We start from the raw sequence: 19837 nt of genomic DNA, 5'->3' as shown, positions 1-19837 counted from the left end.
CTGTGCGGCTGCCGGCGCGCAACCATGCTCGCTGCATTGTGGCTGGCGGCCCCGTTTGCGCTGGCGCAATCCTACACGTCCGCACCGGCGTCGGCCGCCAGCGCGGTGGCCAAGCCGGCCGGCAACTGGACGCCGCTGGCCGTGCCGTCAGCGCCGAATCTGCCGAACCTGGGCGACACCTCGCGCGAAGACCTGTCGCCGGCGATGGAGCGCAAGATCGGCGAGGAAATCATGCGTGGCATCCGCGGCGACCGCGATTATCTCGACGACGCGCCCTTGCTGGAATACCTGAACACCTTCGGCAACGCCCTCGTGGCGGCGCGCCCCAGCGTGCGCGGCGAAACGAATTATGACTATTTTTTCTTTGCCGTGCGCGATCCGCAATTGAACGCGTTTGCCTTGCCCGGTGGTTTCATCGGCGTCCATTCGGCGCTGGTACTGGCAGCCCAAACGGAGGCCGAACTGGCGTCCGTGCTGTCGCACGAAATCGGCCACGTGGCGCAGCGCCATATCGCGCGCATGCTGGGCCAGCAGCGCCAGGATGCCCTGATGCCGCTGGCGGCCATGCTGCTCGCGGCGCTGGCATCACGCGCGGGCGGCGATGTGGCGCTGGGCGTGTTTGCCGCGGGCCAGGGCCTGGCCATCCAGCGCCAGCTCAATTTCGGCCGCGAGGCCGAACGCGAGGCCGACCGCATCGGTTTCCAGATCATGGGCGAAGCCGGTTTCGATACCACCGGCATGGTCGCCTTCTTCGGCCGCATGCAGGCCGCCAGCCGCTCGTACAGTGACCTGATGCCCGCCTATCTGCAGACGCACCCGCTGACGACGGAGCGCATCGCCGACATCCAGGCACGCATCCGCGAGCAGCCCTACAAGCAGCGTCCGGATAGCTTGAGTTTCCACCTGGCCCGCGCCCGCGCGCGCGTGCTGCAAGATGAAAGCGTGCAAGGCTTGCTCAATGCTGCGGCCATCTTCAAGACGCAACTGGAGCAGCAAAGCCGCTTCCAGGTGACGGCCGCCCATTACGGCTTGTCCTTCGTCGCCGTCAAGCAGGGTAAACCGGTCGAGGCGCAGAAGGAACTCGATGCGGCCAATGCCGCGCTGCACCAGCCGGCCGGGCCGAATGTGTATACCTCGGGTGGCACGCAGGGCCCCAATTCGCTGCTGGCCGCGATGGGGCTGGAAGTGTTGCTGATGCCGGCGCAGAAAAAGGAAGTGGCGCAGCAAGCCCTGAAGGCGGCCGAGGCGGCGCGCCAGCAGTTTCCCCTCTCGCGCGGTATTGCCCACCAGTATGCGCAAGCGTTGATGGCGGCGGGCAAGCTGGAGCAATCGACCTTGTACTTGCGCGACCAGGTGCAGCTCTACAAGGAAGAGCCGGAACTGTATGATTTATTGGCGAAGTCTTATGCGGACCAGGGCAAGATGACCTTGCAGCACATGGCGCTGGCCGAATCCTACGTGCTGCAGGGCGCCACCATGGCCGCGCTGGACCAGTTGACGATCGCCCGCAAATCGACGGACGCGACTTTTTATGACCAGGCCGTGATCGATGCGCGCGAGCGCGAACTGCAGGAAAAGCGCCGCGAACAGATCAAGGACCAGAAGGGCTAGTTTTTATTCGGCTTGCGGCGCGCGCTGGAAGCCGAAGGTTTGCGCTACGCTGGCATAGGCCAGCGGCTGCACGGCAATCTCCTTGCCGTCATGCAATAACACCAAGTTCCCCTGGTTATTTTCCAGCCAGTCCAGCATCGCCTCGTCGCTGGCCACCTGTCCGTCGACGCGCAGCGCGGGCAGCACCTGCGCCATATCGCGGTCATCGACCTGCGCCACGCAGTCGCCCTGGCGCAGGATGAGCGCCCCGTTGTCGCACAGCCAGGCGGCATCGATGGCCGCCAGCGGCGCGCCTGTCTGCAAGACAAAACCGTGCTGCGGATCGCTGCGGGCGATATACGGCGTCGCTTCCAGGTTCAGGTAGACGCGCTGCGGGCCATTCTGGAAAAACCAGCAACCGCGTTCGTCATGGTCGTAATTGCGGTTGATAAATCCCAGCAGGGCCACGTGGGCGATCTTGTCGCCTGGCAGTTGTTGCTGTTGCGCCTGCTGGTCGCGCATGCGCCAGTTGCCGCGCGCATCCAGACCCAGCCAGCCGTAGCAGTGGGGCACGTTGGGCCATTTGGCCAGCGCCTGTTTGACGAGTTCATCCATGTGTAGGGTTTTCCGTGTGCGTTTGCGAGCCACTAGCGTGACAGCTTTGTGGTGCCGCTGGCGCCGTGTTGCCGCCTTCAAAAAAATGTATCAGGCGCTGCGGCAGCCAGCGCGTACTGCCTGGCAAGCTGCCAGCGGCAAAGCCGACGTGGCCGCCGTGGCGCGGATACTCGAGCGTTACCTTGCTTGCGGCGCTGCGCGGCAAGTAGCGCCCGGGCAGGAAAGGATCGTTTTGCGCATTTAACACCAGGGTCGGCACAGTGATGTCTTGCAAGACATGCTTGGCGCTGGCGCGGTGCCAGTAATCGTCGGCATCGCGGTATCCATGCAGGGGGGCCGTGACGACATTGTCGAAGGCGTGCAAGTCGCGCGCAGCGAGCATGGCGTCGCGTGCAAACAGGCCCGGAAACTGTTCCAGCTTGGCCAGGCATTTGGGTTTGAGCGTGTTCAGGAACATGCGCGTATAGAGCCGGTTGGCGCCGGAAGACAAGGCCTTGCCTCCCTGCGCCAGGTCCAGCGGGGCAGACACGGCCGCAGCGGCATCGATGATCTCGGCCTGGTGCTGCGACTGGCCCAGCCAGCATAGCAGGGCATTGCCGCCCAGCGAGACGCCGGCTGCGTAAAACTTGCCCGTTGCGCGCGGGCGCAGGCGCTGCACGATCCAGTCCACTTCCTGTGCATCGCCCGAGTGGTAAAAGCGCGGCGCCAGGTTGGCTACGCCCGAGCAGCCGCGAAAATGCGGCACGGCGCCCGACCAGCCGCGCGCGGCTACCTCGGCCATCAGGGCGCGCGCGTAGTGGCTGTTCGATGAGCCTTCCAAACCGTGGAACAGCACCACGAAAGGCTGGCCCGGCTGGCCGTCGACCAGGTCGACGTCGACGAAATCGCCATCGGGTGCTTGCCAGCGTTCGCGGCGGAACAGCACGGCCGGCTTGGCCAGGCATACGGCCGGATAAATCGTCTGCGCGTGGCCGCCGGGCAGCCAGAGTGGCGCGCTGTAGGGCGCGCTGGTGGAAAAGGGTATAGGCATCAGTGCAAGATCTGCGCTCGCGTGACGTCAGGCGGCGCGCCGCCGGGGGCGACGGAGGCGTGGTGCAGGACGATGCGCCAGCCGCGCGGCGTTTTCACATACACATTCGTGGCCAGCAAGTGCGCCGCAGCGCCGGCTTCATTGGTGACGCCTTCGATGACGGTGTGTACCGAACTCATCAAATTGTGCGTTTCATGCAGCTGTGCCGGCACGATGTGCAGGCCACCGCCGGCGAGGATAGTTTCCCATGCGGCGCGGATGGCGGCATGGCCGATCAGGCGCGCTCCGCCCGGGTGGATGCAGACGATCTCTTCATCGTCGGCCCACAGCGCCATCAGCGCTTCGAGGTCGGCGCGGTGCAAGGCATCGTAGAACGCCGCTTCGACTTCGGCGGCGCTGCCATTGAGTTCTTTCAGACGTTTCATGACGACTCCGGCTTGAGCGCTATATATGACACTCAGAGTATGACACTCAGAGGTGCAAATGAAAACGGCGCGCTCGGTGCGCGCCGCTGGGCAGCTTAATGATGGCCGGCGCTGGCGCCTTCCTTCAGGGTGTACGCCGTGCCGCAATACGGGCACTTGGCGATACCGTCATGGTTAAACTCCAGAAACACGCGCGGATGCGACGACCACAGCGGCATGGCCGGGTTAGGGCAGTGGGCTGGCAAGTCTTTACTGTCGAGTTCGACCGCTGGCTGGGTGGTTTTTGTCATCTTGTCATGCTCCGTGAGGCTATATGGAAGGAAGTCGGCTGCTGCAAAAAGTACGATTTTAACGGATTCAGGCAGACAGCAAAAATCATGGCTAAAATGGCGGCTTGATTATTTGCGGCTGCGGCGCGTTTTTTGCGCAAATATAGCGGCTGCAGCGCCACACTGACTGGATTTGCCTTGCCGGTATTACCGTTGCCGCCCCTCTCGCCCTGCCTAAATGTTGTGCAGTTACCACACTCAGCCTACCGGAGCATCGTGTGAATGCCGTTGCCGCCGACAAGGACGAGGGCTTGCTGAAAGACGCTTGGCGCGCTGGCCTGAAACTGGGGGCGCCCAGCCTGCTGGGCATTGCCGCCTGGGGTATGGTGGTGGGCGTTGCCATGGTGAAAAGCGGCCTGACGCCGGTGCAGGCAGGGGCGATGACGCTGCTGGTCTTTGCCGGCTCGGCCCAGCTGGCGTCCTTGCCCCTGCTGGCCGCGCACGCGCCCGTGTGGGTGATTTTTGCCACGGCCCTCGTCGTCAATCTGCGTTTTGTCATCTTTTCCGTGCTGCTGGCCCCGCATTTCTCCCATTTGCCGTGGCGCCAGCGCTTTGCGCTCGGCTATGTGGCCGGCGATATCACCGTGGGCCTGTTCTTGCAGCGCTACCCCCATGAAACGCCGGACCCGGCCAAGCTGCCCTTCCTCAAGGGCTTGATCTACCCTAACTGGCTGGCCTGGCAAACCGGTTCCCTCATCGGCATCGTGCTGGGCGCCGTCGTACCGGCTGAATGGGGGCTGGGGTTTGCCGGGACTCTGGCGATCCTGTGCGTCACCGTACCCCTGATTCTCAGCCGCGCCGCCCTGTGCGGCGTGCTGGTGGCGGGCACGGTAGCCGTGCTGGCCTACGGCCTGCCGTATAAGCTGGGCTTGCTGGTGGCCGTGCTGGTGGGTATGGTCAGCGCCATGGCCGTGGAAGAATTGACGGAAAAATGGAAAAAACGCCATGTTTGACGGTATAGACTGGGGTAGGGGCGACGTGTGGATCGCCATCGCCGTGCTGGTGGTGGCCACAGCTGCCACGCGCAGCACCTTCTGGCTGGTCGGCCATCACATCAGCATTCCGCGCAGGATCAATGAGATGCTGCGCTTTGCACCGGCCTGCGCGCTGGCGGCCATCATCGCGCCCGATATGCTGATGGACGGGCAGCAAGTATATTTCGAATTGTCGAATTTGAAACTCTTGTCGGGTATTGCTGCGACGCTCTTTTTTGTGCTCCGCCGCAATATGCTGCAAACCATTGTGTTTGGCATGCTGGTTTTCACGGGCTTGCGACTGTTGCATGTTTTTCAGTAAAGCCGGACAAATCGGCGATTTGCCTTGGGCATTGCGGTAAAATAGCGCACTTCCTTCCACTCGTCATCTGGATCGCCATGTCAGCTGTTCTCAACTTCATCCGTCTGCAAGATTTGATCGCCCAAAATGCACTGCAAGGCAAGCGCGTGTTTATCCGCGCCGACCTGAACGTCCCGCAAGATGAGAGTGGCAAGATTACCGAAGATACGCGCATCCGCGCCTCGGTGCCGGCCATCCGCGCTGCGCTCGACGCTGGCGCAGCCGTCATGGTGACGTCGCACCTGGGCCGTCCGACGGAAGGCGAGTTCAAGCCGGCCGACAGCCTGGCGCCGGTGGCGGCCCGCCTGTCCGAGCTGCTGGGTCAAGAAGTTGTACTGAAGCAAAACTGGACCGATGGCGCCGGCCTGGAAAACCTGTCCAATGGCCAAGTGGTCATGCTGGAAAACGTGCGCGTCAACCAGGGCGAAAAGAAAAACAGCGATGTGCTGGCGCAAAAAATGGCCAAGCTGTGCGATATTTATGTCAATGACGCGTTCGGCACGGCCCACCGCGCCGAAGCATCCACGCACGGCATCGCCAAGTTCGCGCCTGTCGCCTGCGCCGGTCCGCTGCTGGCCGCCGAACTCGATGCGCTGGGGAAAGCCTTGCACGCGCCGGCCCGCCCTTTGCTGGCCATTGTTGCCGGTTCGAAAGTATCGAGCAAGCTGACCATCCTGAAAGCCTTGTCCGACAAGGTCGATAATCTGATCGTCGGCGGCGGCATCGCCAACACCTTCATGAAGGCCGTTGGCTTGAATGTCGGCAAGTCGCTGGTGGAAGCGGAACTCGTGGAAGAAGCCAAAGCCATCATCGAGATCATGGCCAAGCGCGGCGCGCAAGTGCCGATTCCTGTCGACGTCGTGTGCGCCAAGGAATTTTCGCCAACCGCTAGCGCGACCGTCAAGGATGTGGCCGATGTGGCTGACGACGACATGATCCTCGATATCGGCCCGAAAACGGCGGCCCTGCTGGCACAGCAGATTGCCGCTGCCGGCACCATCGTGTGGAACGGCCCCGTGGGCGTGTTCGAATTTGACCAGTTCGGCAACGGGACCAAGACCTTGGCGCTGGCGATTGCCGAATCGAAAGCATTCTCGATCGCTGGCGGTGGCGACACCCTGGCGGCGATTGCCAAGTATGACATCACCGATAAAATCAGCTATATCTCGACGGGCGGCGGTGCTTTCCTGGAGTTCCTGGAAGGCAAGACTTTGCCCGCCGTGGACATTCTCCTGCAGCGCGCTGCTTAATTTTTAGCCGTCGTCAGCAGTTCAGTAGCAAGCGCAGCCTGATCGCTGCGCTTTTACCTTGCCGGGTGGCGTCGCTGCCAGGTCTTGCTCAGCTAGCGTCTTGTTGGCGCAAAAGGACTCCTATGCCACGTGGTACAAAAATCGTAGCAACCATCGGCCCTGCCTCCACCGACTTCGCTATTTTGGTGAAGATGATACGTGCGGGTGTCGACGTGGTGCGTTTGAATTTTTCCCACGGCAAGGCGCAAGACCATATCGACCGCGCCGCGCTGGTGCGTCAGGCGGCGCTTGAATGCGGCCGCGAAGTGGCCATCATGGCCGACATGCAAGGGCCGAAGATTCGCGTCGGCAAGTTTGAAAATACCCGCATCGAGCTCGAAGCGGGCCAGCGCTTCATCCTCGACGCCAAGTGGGGCGAGAATGGCGAACTAGGCAACCAGGAACGCGTGGGCCTCGATTACAAGGCCCTGCCGCGCGACCTGCACAAGGGCGATGTGCTGCTGCTCAACGATGGCCTCATCGTGCTGATCGTCGAGCGCATTCAGGGCAGTGAAATCCATACCACCGTCAAGATCGGTGGCGAATTGTCGAACAACAAGGGCATCAACCGCCAGGGTGGCGGCCTGTCCGCGCCCGCACTGACGGCGAAGGATATGGAAGACATCAAGACGGCCATGAGTTTCCAGGCCGACTACTTGGCCATTTCCTTCCCGAAATGCGCGACCGACATGGAAATGGCGCGCCAGCTGGCCAATATCGCGGGCGAAGCGTACCACCACAAGCCGATGATGATCGCCAAGATCGAGCGGGCGGAAGCCATTCCAGCCTTGCAGGAAATCCTCGATGCCTCGGACGGCATCATGGTGGCGCGCGGCGATTTGGCGGTTGAGGTGGGCAATGCGGCCGTGCCGGCCCTGCAAAAACGCATGATCAAGATGGCGCGCGCGTCGAACAAGCTGGCCATTACTGCCACGCAGATGATGGAATCGATGATCGTCAACGCCGTGCCCACGCGGGCCGAAGTGTCCGACGTGGCCAATGCCGTGCTCGACGGCACGGATGCCGTCATGACGTCGGCCGAGACGGCCTCGGGCAAGTACCCGATCGAAACGGTGGAAATGATGGCCGCCATCTGCGTCGAGGCGGAACAGTCCGAATACAACAAGCTCGATGCCGATTTCCTCAACGTCACGTTTACCCGCATCGACCAGTCGATCGCGTATGGCGCCCTGTTTACGGCGCATCACTTGCGCGTGAAAGCCATCGTGGCGCTGACGGAATCGGGTTCCACCGCCCTGTGGATGAGCCGTCACAGCATCGACACGCCGATCTATGCGCTGACGCCGAGTGTAACAACCCTGCGTAAAGCGGCGCTGTACCGCAATGTGCGCGCGTATCATCTGATGCAAAATGCCCCCAGCGCGCAAGTGCTGAAGCAAGCCGAAGAGCTGCTGGTAGCGCAGGGTATCGTCAAGAAGGGCGACATGATCGTCGTCACCTGGGGCGAGCCGATGGGGCAGGTGGGCGGTACGAATGCCCTGAAAATCGTCACAGTCGGCGAATTGGAATAAGGCCCCCGAATTCAGGCGCCGGCGCGGTCATGGACTGCGAAGCGCCGCAACAGTTTCTATTGTTCTCTGGAGTATTACCATGTCTCTCGTATCCATGCGTCAACTGCTGGACCATGCCGCCGAAAACGGTTATGGCATTCCTGCTTTCAACGTCAATAACCTGGAGCAAGTGCAAGCCATCATGGCTGCCGCCGATGCGCTCAACAGCCCGGTGATCATGCAAGCGTCCGCTGGCGCGCGCAAGTACGCCGGTGAAGCCTTCCTGCGTCACCTGATCGACGCCGCCGTCGAAGCGTATCCGCACATTCCTGTCGTCATGCACCAGGACCACGGCCAGTCGCCGGCCGTCTGCATGGCTGCCATCCGTTCGGGCTTCACCTCCGTGATGATGGACGGCTCGCTGGAAGCGGACGGCAAGTCGGTCGCCTCGTACGAGTACAACGTGGAAGTATCGCGTGAAGTGGTGAAATTCTCGCACGCCATCGGCGTGACGGTGGAAGCGGAACTGGGCGTGCTCGGTTCGCTGGAAACCATGAAGGGCGACAAGGAAGACGGTCACGGCGCCGACGGCACCATGACGCGCGAGCAATTGCTGACGGACGTGGCGCAAGCGGCCGATTTCGTGCAGCGCACCCAGTGCGACGCCTTGGCGATCGCCATCGGCACCTCGCACGGCGCGTATAAATTCACGCGCAAGCCGACTGGCGATATCCTCGCCATCGACCGCATCAAGGAAATCCACGCGCGTATCCCGAACACCCATCTGGTGATGCATGGCTCCTCGTCGGTACCGCAGGAATTGCTGGCCATCATCCGCGAATTCGGCGGCGACATGAAGGAAACCTACGGCGTGCCAGTCGAAGAAATCCAGGAAGGCATCCGTCACGGCGTGCGCAAGATCAACATCGACACCGATATCCGCCTGGCGATGACGGCCGCAATCCGCAAGTATTTGTTTGAAAATCCGTCGAAATTCGATCCGCGCGACTTCCTCAAGCCAGCCCGCACTGCTGCCGAGCAGATCGTGCGCGCGCGCATGCAGGCATTCGGCTGCGAAGGCCAGGCCTCGAAAATCAAGGTCATCACGATGGAAAAAATGGCCGAGCGCTACAAGGCCGGCGAGCTGTCGCAAATTGTGAAGTAAAATTCTGTCTGGAACGGGCAGCAGGCATGCGCATACAGCGCGTCCTGGTGCCCGATTTTCTCGACCGGCAGGCATCCCCTGCTTGCCGGTTTTGTATCATCCAACTATTCCCCCGCTATGAACAGCCTCTATCAGACTTCCATCCATTCCCTGCCATTGCTGGGCCACGGCAAGGTCCGCGACAACTACGCCGTTGGCGACGACAAGATCCTGATCGTCACCACGGACCGTCTGTCGGCCTTCGATGTCGTCATGAACGAGCCTATCCCCGGCAAGGGCAAGGTGCTCAACCAAATGAGCGACTTCTGGTTCGAAAAACTGGGCCACATCGTGCCGAACCACCTCACTGGCGTGGCGCCTGAATCCGTGGTGGCGCCCGAGGAAGTGGAGCAAGTCAGGGGCCGCGCCGTGGTGGCCAAGCGCTTGAAACCCATCATGGTCGAGGCGGTCGTGCGCGGCTACATCATCGGCTCGGGCTGGAAAGATTACCAGGACACGGGCAGCATTTGCGGTATCGCGCTGCCAGCGGGCCTGCAACAGGCGGAAAAACTGCCGCAGCCGATCTTCACCCCGGCGGCCAAGGCCGAACTGGGCGAGCATGACGAAAATATCAGCTTTGCGGACATGGAACAGCGCATCGGCGCTGACCTGGCCGCCAAGATGCGTGACGTGGCCATCGCCCTGTACCAGGCTGCCGCCGAGTACGCTGCCACGCGCGGCATCATCATCGCCGACACCAAATTCGAATTCGGCCTCGACGATAATGGCGTCATGCATTTGATGGATGAAGTGCTGACGGCCGATTCGTCGCGCTTCTGGCCCGCCGATTCTTATCAGCCTGGCATCTCGCCGCCGTCGTTCGACAAGCAGTTCGTGCGCGACTACCTGGAAACGTTGACATGGGGCAAGACCGCGCCGGCGCCTGCGCTGCCGGCCGACGTCATCGAAAAAACCCAGGCCAAGTATTTCGAAGCTATCGAACGCCTGACGGGCGAGAAGCTGAAGGCCTGAGATGAGTGAGCAAAAGTTGAACGCCAAGCCGCTGGTCGGCGTCATCATGGGCTCGTCCTCGGACTGGGACGTGATGCAAAATGCGGTTGCCATCCTGAAACAGTTTGGCGTGCCATACGAAGCGCAAGTCATTTCCGCGCACCGCATGCCCGACGAAATGTATGCGTACGCGAAAAGCGCGCGCGCGCGCGGCTTGCGTGCCATCATCGCCGGCGCCGGCGGCGCCGCCCACCTGCCTGGCATGGTGGCGGCGATGACCATCGTGCCCGTGCTGGGCGTGCCCGTGCCATCGAAATACTTGCGCGGCGAAGATTCCATGCTATCCATCCTGCAAATGCCCAAGGGCGTGCCGGTGGCCACTTTCGCCATCGGCGAAGCGGGCGCGGCAAATGCGGCACTGACGGCGGTGGCCATGCTTGCCGCCAATGACGACGCCCTGGCCGACCAGCTGGAAGCCTTCCGTGCCACGCAAACGGCCGCCGCCAAGGCCATGGTCTTGCCTGATTAATGTGTTTGAAAAATAATGAATAGTAAATCGACTTCCCCATTGTTGCCCGCCGCCAATCCACCGGCGTGGCTGGGTGTGATGGGTGGCGGCCAGCTCGGCCGCATGTTTGCCCAGGCCGCACAAGGCATGGGTTATCAGGTTGCCGTGCTGGAACCGTCTGAAGCTTGCCCTGCGGGGCAGGTGGCGCAGCGCCTGATCAATGCCGGTTACAGCGATGCGGCCGGTCTCGACGCCCTCGCTGCGCAATGCCTGGCCGTGACCACCGAATTCGAAAACGTGCCGGCCGACAGCCTGTCGCGTCTGGCTGGCCACGTCTTCGTGGCGCCGAATGCGCATGGCGTGTCGGTGGCGCAAGACCGTATCGCGGAAAAACGTTTCTTTGTCGACTGCGCAGCCAAATCGGGCGTGCTGCCAGCGCCGCACATGGTGATTGCCACGCAGCACGATATCGACCGCATAGTCGACGATTTGCTGCCGGGCATACTGAAAACCGTGCGCATGGGCTATGACGGCAAGGGCCAGTTCCGCGTGCGCACGCGCGACGAGGTGCGCGCCGCGTTTGCCGAAATGGGCGAGGTAACTTGCTTGTTGGAAAAGATGCTGCCGCTGGCCTATGAAGTGTCGGTACTCACGGCGCGCGGCGTGGACGGGCAGTCAGTCGTGTATCCGATCGCCGAAAACGTGCACCGCGACGGCGTGCTGTTTACTACCACCGTGCCGGGCCCGAACGTATCGGACGATTGCGCCGCCAAAGCGCAGCGGGCGGCGCAAGCCATGGTTGCCGAACTTGGCTACGTCGGCGTGCTGTGCATCGAATTTTTCGTGCTCGACGATGGCAGCCTGGTCGTCAATGAAATGGCGCCACGCCCGCATAACAGTGGCCATTACACGATGGATGCCTGTGCCACCAGCCAGTTCGCGCAGCAGGTGCGGGCCATGGCGCGCTTGCCGCTGGGCGACGTGCGCCAGCATTCGCCGGCCGTGATGCTCAATATTCTCGGTGACGCCTGGTTTGCTGCCGGCAGCGATGTCGCCTGCGAACCGGCGTGGGATCAGGTACTGGCGTTGCCGGGTGCCTGTTTGCACCTGTATGGCAAGGACGATCCGCGCCCTGGGCGCAAGATGGGGCACCTGACCTTCATCGCCGCCAGCTTGCCGCAGGCGCAGCAGCGCCTGCACGACGCTTGCCTGATCCTGGGAATCGTACCGTGAGCATGCCTGCACAAGACTTCGATATGACCGCCATCGCGACGGCCGCTGACGTGCTGGAAGCGGGCGGCCTTGTCGCGTTCCCGACGGAAACCGTGTACGGTCTTGGCGCCGATGCGGAAAACCCGGTCGCCGTGGCGCGCATTTACGAAGCCAAGGGCCGTCCATCGGACCACCCGGTGATCGTGCACGTGGCGCCTGGCGCCGACTTGGGGCACTGGTCCGATGACATCCCAGTCGAAGCAGAACAGCTGGTGGCCGCCTTCTGGCCCGGTCCGCTGACCCTGATCGTCAAGCGCGCCGCACATATTCCCGATGCCGTCTCTGGCGGCCAGGATACGGTAGGCCTGCGCTGCCCGTCGCATCCGGTGGCGATCGCCCTGCTACGCAGCTTCAAGGGCGGCAAGGGTGGCCTGGCGGCACCGTCGGCAAACAAATTTGGCAATGTCAGTCCCACCACGGCGCAGCACGTGCGCGATGAATTCCCGGCGGAACTGGGCAGCGGCTTGCTGGGCCTGGTCCTCGATGGCGGCCAGAGCGAGGTCGGCATTGAGTCGACCATCGTCGACCTGTCGCGCCTGCGCACGCACGGTCCCGTGCTGTTGCGTCCCGGCCATATCAGCAGCGCGCAGATCGCCGCCGTCATAGGCCGCGCACCGGCCATCGCCGATGCGGCCGCACCGCGTGCCTCGGGTACCCTGGAATCGCACTACGCGCCACACACTCCTGTTGCGATGCAGCATAGCGACGCTGTGCGCGCCACCTTGAACCGCTTGCTCAATGATGGGCGCCGTGTAGCCCTGATTCATTACTCGGATCTGCCGCCGGCCAGCGCCAGCGTGCTGTTGGCCGCGACCCCGGAAAATTACGCACATGCCCTGTATGCCTCGCTGCGCATGATGGACCAGGTCGGCGCCGAGCTGATACTCGTCGAAGCACCGCCCACCGGCCCCGAGTGGTTGGGCGTGAATGACCGATTGCGGCGTGCCGCGTTCGGCTCAAGCGGTATCTTGCAGCAGTTTCTGTGCGCATAATGAAAAGCCCCGCAAGGGGCTTTTTCTTGATGCAGCGCAATAGAGATGCTTGCCACAAAACATCTTAAATCCTCCATAATTCAGGCGCGTGCCCTGTCGTGCCAGGGCGCTGGCAGTGTTGTTATTTCGTTGATTTTTATAACATATTTTCTATACAAGCCTGAAGAACGATGGCATATTAGCTGGGTAGCGAATAGCACGCCCGTTCGTTTAGAAACCAGAAAAAAGACCGAGGAGACAAAATGCATCAAACAAAATTCGCGTTGGCCGTGCTGGCTGCGGCTATCCTGGCAGGTTGCGGTGGCGCCACCGGCGGTGATCAAACCTTGAAAGTCAAATACACGGCGCAGGTGTCGTTCGGCGACAGCCTGTCCGACGTCGGTTCGTATGCCGTTGCAGGCGTGGCCGCCGCCGGTGGCGGCAAATTCACCATCAATGGTGACAATACCAAGATCAATCCCGAATTGACGGGCAAGAACTGGACCGAGCACCTGGCCGCGCAATTGGGCTTGCCGGCACCATGCGCTGCCGAAACGGGGCTGGAAAGCAGCATACCGACACTGGCTGCCCCGCGCGTCAAGCATGCCGGCTGCTTTGGCTATGCGATGGGCGGTTCGCGCGTGACGAACCCGGTTGGCCCGAACAATAAGTTGACAGGCAGCACGCTGGGTGCCCTGACCGTGCCCGTGGTGAAGCAGATCGAGAATCACCTGGCTGTTTCCGGTGGCAAGTTCAGCGGCACGGAAGCCGTTTTCGTGATGGCCGGTGGTAACGACGTGCTGTACCAGCTCGGCGTATTGCAGGCAGGGGCGAAGGCCGCTGGTGCGGCCGCAGGCGCGGCTGCGGGCGCACAAGCCTTCGCCACCAACCTGGCACTGGCCCTGGCGGCCGGCGCCACCAATCCTGCCACGGCCGCTGTTGGCATCGGTGCCGCCATCAAAGCGGCCAGCGCTGCGCCTGGTGCGACATCGACGACCATCGTCGGTGCCGCCGTGCAAGCGGCCGTTGTGGCCGGCAATACGAATGCCCCATCGCTGGCCGCCGCTGCCGCCGCCAAGGCACAAGCCGATGCGACGGTGACGGGCAATGCTGCCGGCGCCAAGGCCGGTGCCGATTACGCTGCCGCCCAGGGGCCGTTGCTGATTGCTGCATTGAAACAAGCGGGTAGCGATCTGGTAGTGCTGGTGAAAGAGCAGATCATCGCCAAGGGCGCCAACTATGTGGTGCTCAACAACCTGCCTGACGTGGCTGGCACGCCATCGGGCTTGAGCAAGGATGCCAATACCAAGGCGCTCATCAATGCCATGGTCAGCGCCTTCAATGGCGAACTCAGCACCGGTCTGGGCGGCAATGCGAAAGTCTTGCTGGTCGACGTGTTTAAAGTCAGCAATGACCAGGGCACCAATCCCGGCCCGTATGGCTTGACCAACGTCCGCGAGACGGCGTGCGACCTGACGCCGGCGAAGAATTTCCTGGAAAGCTCGCTGGCCTGCAATGGCACGAACCTGAAAGCGGGCGACGTCAGCCATTACTCGTATGCCGACGATGTGCACCCTACGCCGTTCAATAACCTGTTGCTGGCGCGTTATGTGGCCAAGGACATGGTCGTGCGGGGCTGGCTGTAAAGAATGGCCGTGTCGGCTGCGTCCGCGCGGCGTGGCTGGCGCTGCCAGTGACAAGACTGGATAGCTGAGATGCTCAGCTATCCGCACATAATGATCAGGAGACAAGATGAACAATCGTTTCAATACCGCTGTACGCGTGCTGGCCGCCGCCGCCGCGATGGCCATGGCGACGGGTGCTTCGGCGCAAAGTGCAGGCACCTGGATGGCCAAGGCTGGCATCAACAAGATCACGCCACATGTCGATAGTGGTGACATTTCTGCACCGGCACTGCCGGGCACCAAGGCCGACGTCAAGGCCGATACCAAGCCTATCCTGACCTTTGCCTACATGCTCACGGACAATATTTCGGCTGAAATGATCCTGGGCGTGCCCTACAAGCATGACCTGATGGGCGATGGTTCGATCAAAGGTACGGGCAAGCTGGGGACGTCGGAAGTGTTGCCGCCGACGGCCTTCATCCAGTACCGTTTCTTCCAGCCCAATGCGATGATCCGCCCCTACGTGGGCGCGGGCTTGACGTATGCATATTTCCAAAAAGAAACAGGCTCGGGCCAGATGACGGCCTTGCTCGATCCGGGTGGAAAACCAGTGACCTATCGCATGGACAACAAGTTGACTGGCAGCCTGGTGATCGGCAGCACGCTCGCTTTCAACGAGCGCTGGTTTGCCGACGTGGCCGTGGTCAAGACTTACCTCAAAACCAAGGCGAAATTCTCGACGGGGCAGACGCAGGACATCAAGCTTGACCCGGTTGCCGTGAGTATCAGCATCGGGTACAACTTTACCCTGTAAAACAAAAAATCCGCCTCGGCGGATTTTTTTTGTTCCGCTGCTCAGGCTGGCGGTGTATTGAACTTTCCATTGTGATAGATCAAGGGCGACTGCGCGGCAAATGCGCATTGTTCCACTTCGCCCACGAAAATGACGTGGTCGCCTTCCGGATAACGGCTGCGGTTGTGGCATTCGAACCAGGCCGACACACCTTTCAGGATGGGCAGGCCCGTGCGCGACAGTTCATATTCGACGTCGTCGAAGGGATTCGGCGTGCGCCGTGAAAAGCGCATAGCCAGTTCCGCCTGGTCGGCGCTCAGCACATTGATGACGTAATGCGAGTTGCCGCTGAAGATGGGCATGCTGTTCGCCTCGCAGCCCAGGCTCCACAGCACCAGGGGCGGCGACAGCGAGACGGAATTGAAGGAGCTGGCCGTCAAGCCGCGAAAACTGCCATCGGCCAGACGCGTCGTAATGACCGTCACGCCGGTGGCAAACTGTGACAGCGCCTGGCGGAAATGTGCCGTATCGAATTCTTGCGCGGGTGCGCGGGGAAAGCTAGTGTTCATGGTTGACCTGTCTATTTGCTGACATTATGCCAAAGATCGGCGATGCCAGTGCAAGCGTGGCCAGTATGCCCTCATTTGCGGCGCAAGTGGTGCGCCTGTCAGGGCGCGAACACGCGTGCCAGCCTGGCATCCTGCGCATACATGTAGTGGCGCGACCAGGGCAGGCTGGAGGAATGCCGTCCCGCCTTCACGCAAACGATCTGGTACAGGCTGATCAAATCTTGCTCGAAGGCATAGGCGCAGCCAGCCAGGTAGACATGCCAGATGCGGAAGCGCCGCTCGCCCGCCAACAGGCGGATCTGTTCGGCGTTGGCTTCGAAATTCTCCGTCCACAGGGCGCAGGTACGCGCATAGTGGCGGCGCAGGTTTTCCACGTCCAGCACTTCCAGCCCTCCCTGCTGCATGGTGTTGAGCACATTGCCGATGTGCGCCAGCTCACCGTATGGAAACACATACTTTTCGATGAATTCGCCACCGCCGTATGGCATTTCCCCATTTTCCGGGTCGGTGGAAGTGATGCCGTGATTCATCGCCATGCCATCGGGCGCCAGCAGCTTGTTGATGATGGCAAAGTAGTCGGCTAAGTGTTTGAGGCCCACGTGCTCGAACATGCCCACGCTGCTGATGCGGTCGAACTGACCCGTGACGTCGCGGTAGTCTTGCAGGCGGATGTCTATCAGGTGCGCCAGGCCCGCCGCCGCCACGCGCTCGCGCGCCAGCGCGTACTGGTTTTCCGACAGCGTCACGCCCACGCAGCGGGCGCCATATTGCTGCGCAGCGCGAATCACCAGCGCGCCCCAGCCGCAGCCGATGTCGAGCAGGCTCTGGCCCGGCTGCAGCTGGATTTTCTTCAGGATATGCTCGATCTTCTTGACTTGCGCCTGCGCCAGGGTTTCATCGCCGTGTTCGAAATAGGCGCAGGAATACACGAGGGCGGGGTCGAGGAATTGCTGGTAGAAGCCATTCGATACATCGTAGTGGTAGCGGATGGCCTCGGCATCTTGGCGCTTGTCGTGCCTGAAGCTGCGCACGATGCGCGCCAGCTTGCCTTGCGCTTTCAGGGTATGGCGCGCCAGCGCATTGCAGATGGAAATCATGTCCTGCGCCTTGCCCATGACTTCGATATTGCCTTCCACATAGGCCGAGCCCAGATTGGCCAGCGACGGGTTCAGCAGATAGCGGGCCGAGGCGACGGTCGGCAGCCGAATCGTGACGCGCGGCGTTTCGCTGGACAGATCAACATGCTGGCCATTCCACAATTCTATGCGCAGCGGCAAGGCGGTCTTGCTGCCGATGCTGGCGATCCAGGACTTGAGTTGGTTTTGTATAAACAAGATCGCCTCCAATGAGGCGGCCCCAGTTGGGGCCGCAAATTGAGAAACTATGTTATTTAGTCACTTCCAGCCTCCTACCCTACACCGATAAGTAGTCGCTTGCTTTGCGCTGCCTAGATGCGCGCTTACGGTTGCAAACGCTGCATGCTCCATTGGCCGTCAGCACCACGCGTAAACACGATGCGGTCGTGGAAGCGCGAACGGCGTCCCTGCCAGAATTCGATGCGTTCCGGCTGCAAACGGTAGCCACCCCAGTGGGCCGGGCGTGGCGGCTGGGCGTCGCCGACAGCAGCGGCGACAGCCTCGTAATTGCTTTCCAGCGCGGCACGGTCGGCGATGGGAGCGCTTTGCTGCGAGGCAATGGCCGACAAGCGGCTTTGCAGGGGACGCACATTGAAATATTCGTCGCTCTCGGCCGCCGTGGTTTTCACCACCGTGCCTTCGATGCGTACTTGCCGCTCCAGCTCGCCCCAAAAGAACAGTAGCGCGGCATGCGGCTTGTGTGCCAGATGCTGGCCCTTGTCGCTGTCGTAATTCGTGTACCAGGTAAAGCCGCGTGCGTCGAACTGCTTGATCAGCACGATGCGCGAGCTGGGCTTGCCGTCAGCACTGACGGTTGCCAGGCTCATGGCGTTCGGTTCCATCACCTGGGCCTTGACGGCCTCGGCAAACCATTTCTGGAACATGGCGATGGGATCTGCCAGCACATCCGTCTCGTTCAGACTGGACTGGGCGTAATCGGTGCGCATGGCCGCCAGCACCGCTGCTGCGTCTGGCTGGACTGCTGCGGGCGCATCGGGCGCGATGCCGCGGCGGCGCTGCATCGCCGTGCCCAGCTGCGCCATCTGTTGCGCGCTGAACAGGCGCTTGGCCATGGGCGCCAGCTGGCTCTCTTCCTTGACCATGTGGGCCTGGTAGGCGGCATCGAAATCGCGTACTGCATCGGTGGACAGTTGCGTGCCCATGCCGGTCGCGATGGCGTCCAGTTCCGGGCGCAGGGTCAGCCAGGACTGGTCCATACGCTGGTGGTCGGCGAGGATTTCCGGCACCAGGGTCGCCAGCAGCGCTGCGTCGTCGCCGCTAGCCGTCGCCTGCAGCATGGGCATCAAGTCTTGCTCTTCGTCGTCGTGGTGCACATGCGCGGCTTTATTGAAATATTGCAACACCGCCTTGGCAGCCTGCTGCGCCTCTGTCGTGTTGCCGTGCTGCGCCAGGTGGCCCAGCAGGTTTTGCAGGGTCGTCAACTGCTTGCGGATCTTGTCGTGGCAATGCTTGAGCACGGCGATGGGCTGGTCAAAGCCGGGAACGGAGTCGAACAGGGGAGAGGTCATGGCGAGTTCTCGTGGTGGGCGGTGTGGGGACGCGGCGACAAATGCCTGGTCGCTGTATCTATTGGGCTATTTTAGAATATCTGCCGGCGCAGTGTCCGTTAAAATGGTGCCATGCATACTTCCACCAATGAACTAACTTCCATGGACTTGACCGAAATCGATTTTGAACGGCGTTTCGGCGGCATTGCCCGCCTGTATGGCGCTCCGGCGTTGGCACGCTTTCGCGCCGCCCATGTGTGTGTGATCGGCGTGGGCGGCGTCGGTTCCTGGATCGTCGAAGCGCTGGCGCGCAGCGCCATCGGCCGCCTGACCCTGATCGACCTCGATAATGTTGCCGAATCAAATATCAATCGCCAGATCCAGGCCATGAGCGACACCATCGGCAAGGCCAAGATCACGGCCCTGGCCGAACGCATCGAACTGATCAACCCATTTTGCCAAGTCACGCAGATCGAAGATTTTATTACCCCCGATAATTTGCAACAGTTGCTGGGCGGGCGCGATTTCGACTACCTGGTCGACGCCATCGACAATGCCAAGGCGAAGGCGGCCGTGATCGCCTATTGCCGCGCGCGCCAGTTGCCCATGCTGACCATCGGTAGCGCGGGCGGGCAGACCGACCCGACCCTGATCGCCGTGCGCGACCTGGCGAAAACGGAGCAGGAACCGCTACTCAAGCGTGTACGAAAACTGTTGCGCACCGAATATGGTTTTCCGCGTGGCCTGAAAAACAAATTCAATGTCGACGCCGTGTTTTCCATGGAACCGTTGAGCACGCCCGAGAGCGCCGAAGCGTGCGCCATCGATGGCACGTCCGCCGGCGTGACGGGCCTCAATTGCGCCGGCTTCGGCTCCAGCGTGGTGGTGACGGCCAGCTTCGGCATGGTGGCCGCCGCACATGCGCTGAAAAGCTTGCGCCAGGACAAGCCTGTCGCGCTGCCCCCGCCAGTGTCAGTGCCAGAGGCCGCCTAAGTCAGTTTTCGGCCGGCCAGGATGGGCGAGTCGCCGCTGCTGTTCAGCGAGTCCACCCGCATCGGGCCGAAGCGTGCAACACAGGCGGGGACAGTGTGTAGCGGGCGACAAGTTTTTCCTATCGCTGCAACGGTTTGCTATGATTGGCTTTCCCTGCCGGTTGGCTGGCGCAGGGATACCACT

At 61.8% G+C, this 19837-nt stretch carries 20 protein-coding genes; 13 read left to right on the top strand and 7 right to left on the bottom strand.

The features are described 5' to 3' along the window. The first annotated feature begins 24 nt into the window (after positions 1 to 24). Entirely contained in the window at positions 25 to 1611 is a 1587-nt protein-coding gene (locus ACQ4V8_RS07215) for a beta-barrel assembly-enhancing protease (protein WP_436571143.1), read from the top strand. Positions 1612 to 1614: 3 nt separating this feature from the next. Here the strand turns inward: ACQ4V8_RS07215 and ACQ4V8_RS07210 are convergent, their stop codons facing one another. The 4 genes from ACQ4V8_RS07210 to ACQ4V8_RS07195 all read right to left on the bottom strand — a co-directional run bounded on the left by ACQ4V8_RS07210 (position 1615) and on the right by ACQ4V8_RS07195 (position 3950). Further along, on the bottom strand, positions 1615 to 2205 hold the full coding sequence (locus tag ACQ4V8_RS07210; protein WP_010401639.1) for a DUF2946 family protein: 591 nt from the start codon (positions 2203 to 2205) through the stop codon (positions 1615 to 1617). Beyond that, positions 2198 to 3235 carry a YheT family hydrolase gene (locus ACQ4V8_RS07205; RefSeq protein ID WP_010401637.1) on the bottom strand — a complete coding sequence of 346 codons (1038 nt, stop codon included), beginning with the start codon at positions 3233 to 3235 and terminating at the stop codon, positions 2198 to 2200. Before ACQ4V8_RS07205 ends, ACQ4V8_RS07210 begins: the two co-directional genes overlap by 8 nt. Next, a complete protein-coding gene (locus ACQ4V8_RS07200) occupies positions 3235 to 3660 on the bottom strand; it encodes a YybH family protein (protein WP_010401633.1) in 426 nt (141 codons plus the stop codon). Before ACQ4V8_RS07200 ends, ACQ4V8_RS07205 begins: the two co-directional genes overlap by 1 nt. Positions 3661 to 3755: 95 nt before the next feature. Beyond that, positions 3756 to 3950, bottom strand: a complete 195-nt coding sequence (locus ACQ4V8_RS07195; RefSeq protein ID WP_010401630.1) for a zinc-finger domain-containing protein — start codon at positions 3948 to 3950, stop codon at positions 3756 to 3758. A 257-nt stretch (positions 3951 to 4207) separates the two neighbouring features. On the opposite strand from ACQ4V8_RS07195, the gene ACQ4V8_RS07190 reads away from it, so the two are divergent. From ACQ4V8_RS07190 to ACQ4V8_RS07140, 11 genes are all read left to right on the top strand, one after another. Next, the gene (locus tag ACQ4V8_RS07190) at positions 4208 to 4942 is read left to right on the top strand and encodes an AzlC family ABC transporter permease (RefSeq protein WP_010401629.1); all 735 of its coding nucleotides are present in this window, start codon (positions 4208 to 4210) and stop codon (positions 4940 to 4942) included. Continuing rightward, positions 4935 to 5285 (top strand): AzlD domain-containing protein, encoded by a 351-nt coding sequence (locus tag ACQ4V8_RS07185; protein WP_070346163.1) that lies wholly within the window; start codon positions 4935 to 4937, stop codon positions 5283 to 5285. The genes ACQ4V8_RS07190 and ACQ4V8_RS07185 overlap by 8 nt, the downstream gene beginning before the upstream one ends. Before the next feature lie 77 nt (positions 5286 to 5362). After that, positions 5363 to 6574 (top strand): phosphoglycerate kinase, encoded by a 1212-nt coding sequence (locus ACQ4V8_RS07180; RefSeq protein ID WP_010401627.1) that lies wholly within the window; start codon positions 5363 to 5365, stop codon positions 6572 to 6574. A 122-nt stretch (positions 6575 to 6696) separates the two neighbouring features. Continuing rightward, positions 6697 to 8145, top strand: coding sequence for a pyruvate kinase (gene pyk, locus ACQ4V8_RS07175; RefSeq protein WP_010401626.1), 1449 nt, complete (start codon positions 6697 to 6699; stop codon positions 8143 to 8145). A gap of 79 nt (positions 8146 to 8224) precedes the next feature. Next, the gene (fba, locus tag ACQ4V8_RS07170; protein WP_010401625.1) at positions 8225 to 9289 is read left to right on the top strand and encodes a class II fructose-bisphosphate aldolase; all 1065 of its coding nucleotides are present in this window, start codon (positions 8225 to 8227) and stop codon (positions 9287 to 9289) included. 117 nt (positions 9290 to 9406) lie between these two features. Next, positions 9407 to 10300, top strand: coding sequence for a phosphoribosylaminoimidazolesuccinocarboxamide synthase (locus tag ACQ4V8_RS07165; RefSeq protein WP_070346165.1), 894 nt, complete (start codon positions 9407 to 9409; stop codon positions 10298 to 10300). A 1-nt stretch (position 10301) separates the two neighbouring features. Then, positions 10302 to 10808, top strand: coding sequence for a 5-(carboxyamino)imidazole ribonucleotide mutase (gene purE / locus ACQ4V8_RS07160; RefSeq protein ID WP_070346166.1), 507 nt, complete (start codon positions 10302 to 10304; stop codon positions 10806 to 10808). 15 nt (positions 10809 to 10823) lie between these two features. Continuing rightward, the gene (locus tag ACQ4V8_RS07155; protein WP_029496697.1) at positions 10824 to 12020 is read left to right on the top strand and encodes a 5-(carboxyamino)imidazole ribonucleotide synthase; all 1197 of its coding nucleotides are present in this window, start codon (positions 10824 to 10826) and stop codon (positions 12018 to 12020) included. A 2-nt stretch (positions 12021 to 12022) separates the two neighbouring features. Next, positions 12023 to 13051, top strand: a complete 1029-nt coding sequence (locus ACQ4V8_RS07150; RefSeq protein ID WP_436571167.1) for an L-threonylcarbamoyladenylate synthase — start codon at positions 12023 to 12025, stop codon at positions 13049 to 13051. Between the two features lie 242 nt (positions 13052 to 13293). After that, entirely contained in the window at positions 13294 to 14676 is a 1383-nt protein-coding gene (locus tag ACQ4V8_RS07145; RefSeq protein ID WP_436571142.1) for an SGNH/GDSL hydrolase family protein, read from the top strand. Positions 14677 to 14782: 106 nt separating this feature from the next. Continuing rightward, a complete protein-coding gene (locus tag ACQ4V8_RS07140) occupies positions 14783 to 15469 on the top strand; it encodes an OmpW/AlkL family protein (protein ID WP_010401614.1) in 687 nt (228 codons plus the stop codon). Between the two features lie 41 nt (positions 15470 to 15510). Here ACQ4V8_RS07140 and ACQ4V8_RS07135 read toward each other — a convergent pair whose 3' ends face one another. The 3 genes from ACQ4V8_RS07135 to pdxH all read right to left on the bottom strand — a co-directional run bounded on the left by ACQ4V8_RS07135 (position 15511) and on the right by pdxH (position 18682). Then, on the bottom strand, positions 15511 to 16017 hold the full coding sequence (locus ACQ4V8_RS07135) for a flavin reductase family protein (protein ID WP_010401613.1): 507 nt from the start codon (positions 16015 to 16017) through the stop codon (positions 15511 to 15513). A gap of 98 nt (positions 16018 to 16115) precedes the next feature. Beyond that, complete coding sequence (locus tag ACQ4V8_RS07130; RefSeq protein ID WP_436571141.1) at positions 16116 to 17351, bottom strand: class I SAM-dependent methyltransferase; 1236 nt, start codon at positions 17349 to 17351, stop codon at positions 16116 to 16118. Positions 17352 to 17476: 125 nt separating this feature from the next. Further along, positions 17477 to 18682: a pyridoxamine 5'-phosphate oxidase gene (gene pdxH, locus ACQ4V8_RS07125; RefSeq protein ID WP_010401611.1), complete on the bottom strand. Its 1206-nt coding sequence runs from the start codon at positions 18680 to 18682 to the stop codon at positions 17477 to 17479. A 141-nt stretch (positions 18683 to 18823) separates the two neighbouring features. Between pdxH and tcdA the strand changes: the two genes are divergently transcribed. Continuing rightward, on the top strand, positions 18824 to 19654 hold the full coding sequence (tcdA, locus tag ACQ4V8_RS07120) for a tRNA cyclic N6-threonylcarbamoyladenosine(37) synthase TcdA (RefSeq protein ID WP_010401610.1): 831 nt from the start codon (positions 18824 to 18826) through the stop codon (positions 19652 to 19654). The last annotated feature ends 183 nt before the right edge of the window (positions 19655 to 19837 follow it).

Origin of the sequence: Janthinobacterium paucivorans (genome assembly GCF_051380805.1) — a bacterium.
GTDB classification, from domain to species: Bacteria; Pseudomonadota; Gammaproteobacteria; order Burkholderiales; family Burkholderiaceae_D; genus Janthinobacterium; species Janthinobacterium lividum_D.
Note: the sequence above shows the minus strand (reverse complement) of the source record. Positions and strands in the feature narration are given on the sequence as shown.

Excerpts from the sequence above, each read along its gene's own strand:
- ACQ4V8_RS07200 (WP_010401633.1), bottom strand. The coding sequence starts at position 3,660 with ATGAAACGTCTGAAAGAACTCAATGGCAGCGCCGCCGAAGTCGAAGCG.
- ACQ4V8_RS07150 (WP_436571167.1), top strand. The coding sequence starts at position 12,023 with ATGCCTGCACAAGACTTCGATATGACCGCCATCGCGACGGCCGCTGAC.
- ACQ4V8_RS07195 (WP_010401630.1), bottom strand. The coding sequence starts at position 3,950 with ATGACAAAAACCACCCAGCCAGCGGTCGAACTCGACAGTAAAGACTTG.
- ACQ4V8_RS07210 (WP_010401639.1), bottom strand. The coding sequence starts at position 2,205 with ATGGATGAACTCGTCAAACAGGCGCTGGCCAAATGGCCCAACGTGCCC.
- ACQ4V8_RS07215 (WP_436571143.1), top strand. The coding sequence starts at position 25 with ATGCTCGCTGCATTGTGGCTGGCGGCCCCGTTTGCGCTGGCGCAATCC.
- ACQ4V8_RS07140 (WP_010401614.1), top strand. The coding sequence starts at position 14,783 with ATGAACAATCGTTTCAATACCGCTGTACGCGTGCTGGCCGCCGCCGCC.
- ACQ4V8_RS07165 (WP_070346165.1), top strand. The coding sequence starts at position 9,407 with ATGAACAGCCTCTATCAGACTTCCATCCATTCCCTGCCATTGCTGGGC.
- ACQ4V8_RS07180 (WP_010401627.1), top strand. The coding sequence starts at position 5,363 with ATGTCAGCTGTTCTCAACTTCATCCGTCTGCAAGATTTGATCGCCCAA.
- tcdA (WP_010401610.1), top strand. The coding sequence starts at position 18,824 with ATGGACTTGACCGAAATCGATTTTGAACGGCGTTTCGGCGGCATTGCC.
- ACQ4V8_RS07145 (WP_436571142.1), top strand. The coding sequence starts at position 13,294 with ATGCATCAAACAAAATTCGCGTTGGCCGTGCTGGCTGCGGCTATCCTG.
- ACQ4V8_RS07205 (WP_010401637.1), bottom strand. The coding sequence starts at position 3,235 with ATGCCTATACCCTTTTCCACCAGCGCGCCCTACAGCGCGCCACTCTGG.
- purE (WP_070346166.1), top strand. The coding sequence starts at position 10,302 with ATGAGTGAGCAAAAGTTGAACGCCAAGCCGCTGGTCGGCGTCATCATG.
- ACQ4V8_RS07185 (WP_070346163.1), top strand. The coding sequence starts at position 4,935 with ATGTTTGACGGTATAGACTGGGGTAGGGGCGACGTGTGGATCGCCATC.
- ACQ4V8_RS07135 (WP_010401613.1), bottom strand. The coding sequence starts at position 16,017 with ATGAACACTAGCTTTCCCCGCGCACCCGCGCAAGAATTCGATACGGCA.
- fba (WP_010401625.1), top strand. The coding sequence starts at position 8,225 with ATGTCTCTCGTATCCATGCGTCAACTGCTGGACCATGCCGCCGAAAAC.
- pyk (WP_010401626.1), top strand. The coding sequence starts at position 6,697 with ATGCCACGTGGTACAAAAATCGTAGCAACCATCGGCCCTGCCTCCACC.
- pdxH (WP_010401611.1), bottom strand. The coding sequence starts at position 18,682 with ATGACCTCTCCCCTGTTCGACTCCGTTCCCGGCTTTGACCAGCCCATC.
- ACQ4V8_RS07155 (WP_029496697.1), top strand. The coding sequence starts at position 10,824 with ATGAATAGTAAATCGACTTCCCCATTGTTGCCCGCCGCCAATCCACCG.